The sequence below is a fragment of the Paraburkholderia sp. genome, assembly GCF_034668105.1.
In the GTDB taxonomy this organism is placed as follows: domain Bacteria; phylum Pseudomonadota; class Gammaproteobacteria; order Burkholderiales; family Burkholderiaceae; genus Paraburkholderia.
This window is the reverse complement of the sequence record NZ_JAXDPY010000392.1, coordinates 1-5497: the sequence shown is the minus strand read 5'-3', so window position 1 is coordinate 5497 and position 5497 is coordinate 1. Positions and strand designations below refer to the sequence as shown.

Sequence of the window (5497 nt, the reverse complement as noted above, 5' to 3'; positions counted from 1 at the left end):
TGTTGCGCCGTGCCTTGACGCACTGCTTCGGCAAAGCGCTGCAATGCGGATAGCGAGCCGCACACGCTCTGGTACTCCTCACGGCCGATCCTGCCTTCGAGGATGACCGCCATGCCCGACGCACGGGCGATGTCGATGATGTCCATGGTGTTTCTCCTTTCAGTTGCCTCGTCTGCATGACTGCGGACGCAGCGCGGCTATTCCCACATGGAACCTGACGCGAGAAGTACATGCCTGAGGCGCGAGACGCATTGGCCGATGCTATTTCTGGTCGCCTGGAATAAAACCGATGGCACGGCAGTCTTGCTCATGAACCGAGTCGCGATCTCCGCGGGATGACCCCGCGGTTGCTCGCGAATCCTTATCGTGAGGTCAACATGTCGTCACATCATTCATCCGATCCCGCCTTTGACCCTGCCTTCAACCGGGCGCGCCGGGGGGCCCTGAAATGTCTCGCCTTCGGCGGCGTAGGCACCGTGTTCGTCCTTGCCGGCGGCATTCTCACGCCCGTGGAACTGGCATTGGCGGCCGATGCGAAATCGCCGTCGACGGCCACGGGCGTGCCGCTTTTTCTGCAGATCAGCGACTCGCATATCGGCTTCAATAAGGAAGCCAACCCGGACGTCGCGGGCACACTGAAGCAAACGATCGACTACGTCAACGCCATGCCGGTCAAGCCCGCGCTGACTATTCACACGGGCGACATCACGCATCTTTCCAAGCCGGCGGAGTTCGATCTCGCGGCTCAGTTGATGTCGGGTCTGAATATCACGGAGCTGCACACTGTGCCCGGCGAGCACGACGTAACGGACGGCCCCGGAACCGAATACTTCAGCCGCTTCGGCAAGGCGTCGGACAACAAGGGGTATTACAGCTTCGACCATAACGGCGTGCACTTCGTCGCGCTCGTCAACGTCATGCATTTCAAGCCGAACGGTTTGGGCGGACTCGGCGACGAGCAACTCGCCTGGCTCGAAAACGACCTGAAGGGCCGCTCGTCCAGCACGCCGATCGTCGTGTTTGCGCACATGCCGATGTGGACGATCTACGAACCGTGGGGGTGGGGCACGGGCGATGCCGGTCAGGCAATGAGCTATCTGAAACGTTTCGGCTCGGTGACCGTCCTGAACGGTCATATTCACCAGATCGTGTCGAAGGTGGAAGGCAATATCACGTTCCATACCGCGCGCTCGACCGCCTATCCCCAGCCGACCGCCGGCAATGGCCCCGGCCCTGGGCCCCTCACGGTAGCGAGCGATCAGCTTCCCAGAATGCTCGGCGTGACCAGCATCAAGGTTGAGCGTCATCCGCTCCACGCGACGCTTGCCGATACGACACTCGTCTGATTCAAATTCTTTGTCTAATCAATTGGAGATCGGTTATGCAAACCAGTGCGATTCGCCGCGCCCTCTTTGTGCTGCTCGGAAGCTCGATGTTCATCGCGGCGTCGGCGGGCATGTCCGTTGCACGGGCAGAAACGCCCAGCGCCGTGGTCATCAAGAACTTCATGTTTTCGCCCATGGCGCTCACAGTCAAAACCGGCTCGACGGTGACGTGGAAAAATCTCGACGGCGAGCCCCACACCGTCGTGAACGATGCGGGTATGTTTCGCTCCGCCGCGCTCGATCAGAACGACACGTTCCAGTTCAAGTTCGACAAGCCGGGCGTGTATAAGGTGTTTTGCGGCATTCACCCGAATATGAAGGAAACCATCACGGTGCAGTAGGTTGTCTTCAAGCGTGCGCTCAAACCGTCACAACGACCTTTCCGAACTGTCCGTTGGTCTCCAGATAGCGAAGTGCATCCACCATTTCGTCGAACCTGAAAGTGCGGGCGATCACGGGCTTGAACGCGCCATTTTCAAAACCCTTCAGCACGTATTCGACAGCCGCTTTTCGACGCTTCGGATCGCCGCTCGTCAGCCAGATGTTGTGCGCTTTTACGGTGAGCATTTTGGCGATCATGTCCAGCACGGGCTTCTACAGTAGACGAATAAACCGGGAAATCCGAGCAATGCTTTTCTTCTCCGCGTCAGAAGGTGGGACGCACGTCAGGCATGAGGAGCCACTAGTGCTTCGACACGCTGTTGTTAGTCCGAATTCGGCGAGATGTGGCGGCTAGATGCGAGAAGGTTCGCACCGTTTTGTCGGGCGTGTTTGTTGCATGCGAGATAGGATCAGCGCATGCTCAAGTCACCACCCCCGGCCCGGCGCGCAACGCAATCTGCAACGAGCCCGGCACCCTTCGTCGATGCACGCGGCGTTGAATTTTTTACCAGCATTTACCGATGTACACACGGCTCGCCAAGCTGCCGATTAAAGCGCAGCATTACCGTATTAGTCGCTACCCGGTGCGCGAGATAAATTTTCAGAGAACTTCAGAACGGCCACCGCCGAATCGTGTGATTAAAGTCTGCCGATCTGTCAGACGTAAGGATTCCGGAGAGTAGTGCGATGTTCAACGATACCGATTTACCAAGATCCGCTGCAGAGCATCCAGATGCCGGCGATGACGCTGGTGCCGAGCCGTTGGCCGCGGCTCCGCCCGTACGATTCGGACGTCTTGCACTGTGGGTCGCGGCGGCCAGCGCGCTGACTTTTGGCGTGCTGGGTACGGTCGCTTACAGCGTCTGGTTCAATCACGATCAGCAGGCATATGCCGACGCCATGGCGCGCGCGCGGCAGGCGCTCGGAACGACTGCGCTGGCGGCGACCGGACCGGCGTCCGCGAAATCGATTGCGCCGGCAAAGGCGGCGACTTTTGCGACTGTGCCGCGCGAGGCGACGATGCCCATGGCCACGACGGCCACAACGGCAACGCCCGCATCACCGGACGAAGAAGGGAAACAACAAGCCTCCTGGTCTGGTCCGGTCAGGCCTTTTTCTCGGCCCGCCGATCGCCGAACCCGCATAGCCGACGCAACGCCGGCCGTGGCCGCTTCTTCCGCCCCTGCCGTTCATCGCGCGGCGCCGCCCTCCAACATCGCTGCACAGCAGCAGCCGGCGTCCAGTCGAGCGGGCAGGGATGCGCGTCTCGCTCAACAGGACCGCCAATCTTCGTCGACAGCCAATGCCAGGCACAAGGGCAGCCTGTTCGCCCGAATGGGTTCGTTCTTTCGCCGCGTGAGTTATCGCCAGCATGGCTCCGGAAGCCGGCAAGACATCTATTCCCATCCCTGAGCGCGCGCGTATGCCGCGCGCCGCTCGTGGGCGCGCCCTCGCGATCCGCTTCAGGCCCGGCCCGGCTGCGATCGCCGCCGCCGCGCTGGTTTGCCTGCTGATTGGACTTTCATACCTTGCGCTGCAAATCCGGGCGATCTTTTCCGATCAACTGAAACAGGAATACGCGGAACTCGTGCTCGACGCGGTCGAACGGGCGGAAGGCGCCCGGAACGTGGTCGGCATCTGGCAGCAATTGCCCGACGCCACAGCAACGCGTGCCGCCGGATATCGTCAAGCGCGCGCCGAACTCGCCCATCGCCTCACGTCACTCGCGGCGCTGGTGAATGCTAGTCCGTCGGCGCCGCCGCATAGGTCTTCACCCGCGCCGACAGCCGAGGCCGACCTGCGCGACACCGATGCCTGGCTCACTGCCGTGTCGAGCGGGTGGCGCGCGCAACGCGACGCTGCCAGCGCCGATGCACGCGCGCGGATTACCTATGTCGCGCACATGCTGATTGCGTCGGCGGCGTTGCTGTTCTGCATGCTGCTTACCGCACTGGGGATGTATGCCAAACGGAATCGCCTGCTCGCGGGCCAGTCGCGCGAATTCGAGCAGGCGGCCTTGCATGACGCGATGACCGGCTTGCCGAACCGGCGCAAGCTGTTTGCGACGCTTGAAGCGGCGGCGACGAAATCGCTCGCGGGCGGGGCGCCTCGCAATATCGCGGTGCTGTATGTCGATCTGGATGGCTTCAAGCAGGTCAACGACTCGCTCGGTCACCGTGTTGGCGATGAATTTCTGATTGCGGTGTCGAAGCGCTTTCGTGAATCGGTGCGCAGAGTCGATGTCGTCGCGCGAATCGGCGGCGACGAATTCGCCGTGCTGGTCCGGGAATTTTCGACGCATGTGGAGCTGGGCGAAATTGCCCGGCGACTGATTGATTGTGTAGTTCAAACGGACGAGGAGATGGGCAACGGCCTGGTCCGTGCCAGCATCGGCATTGCCAGTTTTCCCGATCCCGTAGGCGATTACCATGGCCTCCTGAGCGCGGCCGATGAAGCGATGTATCGGGTCAAGCGCAGCGGCAAGAACAGTTACGCGTTCGCTGAGCCGGCGGGTTGATCCTGCGCTTGACGGTGCCGACGCTATAGCGTTCCTGCCTTGCGGGTTTCCAGATTCGCCTTACGGTGCGACAGTTCTTCGATCATCGCGAGGCGCAAATCATCGGTCATGTTTTTCCATCCGCGAATTTCGTCGCGTGTGCGTAGACACCCGATGCACTGGCCCGTATCCCGATCGATTTTGCAAACGTCGATGCAAGGGGAAGGCACTGTCGCAATCGGCGCATTGGGGCCGCCGGATTGACTTTGCTTTTTATCGGAGGTGTCCAGCGAGGCAGGGGCGAGTCCTGCGCCAGACGCGGCGCTTTCCAGGTCACTCATATTCGAATCCGATCTACTTGAATTGGCTGTGAGCGACTTCGATAAGCTGTTCGGTCGCGTGCGCCAGGATAGGCCGCGGGAGTATAGCAAGCGGCTGAGCCAACACGCGGCTGGGGCGCAAACTCACGCGTCGATGGGTTTCGTGTTAAAAATTCGAGGCATCGCCAATGCGGAGAAAGCGTTGGCGGATGGCAATCTTTCGAAACTCATCCACTGCGGAAAGGGCAATGACCAGATACTCTTCGTTTGATGCCGTGCGACGTACGAGCCCGCGTGGATGGATGAGCGCTGTTCTGGCGATAACACTGGCAGCCTGTGCGCAGCTGTCGCCGCCGGCCAATCAGGTTGCGGACCACACTGCCCATCAAGATTCGTATCAGGTGCCCGCGGCAAACGCCGCAAACGCCGCCCGCCCGGCCGACGGGCCGCTGCCGGTTCCGCCTAACCTCATTGCACTGACGCAGCCGGCGGGCCAGAAGCGTCTGATAACCACCCCCCATAACCAGTCGTACTGGCCGCTTTCGGAGTATTTCGAAACGCAGCGCAACGAAGCCTACTGTTCGGTCGCGACCTCGGTGATGGCGCTCAACGCATTGGGTATCCGCCGTCCCGAGTCGACGCAGTACCCGGATTTCCCATACTTCTCGCAACAGGATTTCTTTCGCAACATCGATCCGCAGGTGGCCAACGCCGCGCGGGTTTCGAAGGAAGGCATGACGCTCGACCAGCTCAGCACGGCGCTGGGTGCGTTTCCTGTCGAGGTGAGGAAATTCCACGCCGCCGATCTGACACTCGCGCAGTTTCGCGATCTGATTCGCGACACGACCGGCCACAGTGACCGCTTTGCATTATTGAACTTCAGGCGGGTGGAAATCGGTGAAGCAGGCGGAGGG

General features: G+C 60.8%; 8 protein-coding genes. 6 read left to right on the top strand and 2 right to left on the bottom strand.

Going from position 1 to position 5497, the window contains the following annotated elements; genetic code table 11:
- Window positions 1-377: 377 nt before the first annotated feature.
- Window positions 378-1346 (top strand): metallophosphoesterase family protein, encoded by a 969-nt coding sequence (locus tag QOC89_RS17535; protein WP_323046176.1) that lies wholly within the window; start codon window positions 378-380, stop codon window positions 1344-1346.
- A 35-nt stretch (window positions 1347-1381) separates the two neighbouring features.
- A complete protein-coding gene (locus tag QOC89_RS17530; RefSeq protein WP_323046175.1) occupies window positions 1382-1726 on the top strand; it encodes a cupredoxin domain-containing protein in 345 nt (114 codons plus the stop codon).
- Window positions 1727-1745: 19 nt separating this feature from the next.
- Here the strand turns inward: QOC89_RS17530 and QOC89_RS17525 are convergent, their stop codons facing one another.
- Window positions 1746-1964, bottom strand: coding sequence for a zinc-binding dehydrogenase (locus tag QOC89_RS17525; protein WP_323046177.1), 219 nt, complete (start codon window positions 1962-1964; stop codon window positions 1746-1748).
- 489 nt (window positions 1965-2453) lie between these two features.
- Here QOC89_RS17525 and QOC89_RS17520 point away from each other — a divergent pair, with 489 nt between their 5' ends.
- Window positions 2454-3179, top strand: a complete 726-nt coding sequence (locus tag QOC89_RS17520) for a hypothetical protein (RefSeq protein ID WP_323046174.1) — start codon at window positions 2454-2456, stop codon at window positions 3177-3179.
- 10 nt (window positions 3180-3189) lie between these two features.
- Complete coding sequence (locus QOC89_RS17515; RefSeq protein ID WP_323046173.1) at window positions 3190-4284, top strand: GGDEF domain-containing protein; 1095 nt, start codon at window positions 3190-3192, stop codon at window positions 4282-4284.
- A gap of 23 nt (window positions 4285-4307) precedes the next feature.
- Here the strand turns inward: QOC89_RS17515 and QOC89_RS17510 are convergent, their stop codons facing one another.
- Complete coding sequence (locus tag QOC89_RS17510) at window positions 4308-4604, bottom strand: DUF1289 domain-containing protein (RefSeq protein WP_323046172.1); 297 nt, start codon at window positions 4602-4604, stop codon at window positions 4308-4310.
- A 28-nt stretch (window positions 4605-4632) separates the two neighbouring features.
- Between QOC89_RS17510 and QOC89_RS17505 the strand changes: the two genes are divergently transcribed.
- The gene (locus QOC89_RS17505; protein ID WP_323046171.1) at window positions 4633-4854 is read left to right on the top strand and encodes a hypothetical protein; all 222 of its coding nucleotides are present in this window, start codon (window positions 4633-4635) and stop codon (window positions 4852-4854) included.
- Window positions 4855-4885: 31 nt separating this feature from the next.
- The coding region (locus QOC89_RS17500) for a phytochelatin synthase family protein (protein ID WP_323046170.1) at window positions 4886-5497 on the top strand (612 nt) is incomplete at its 3' end.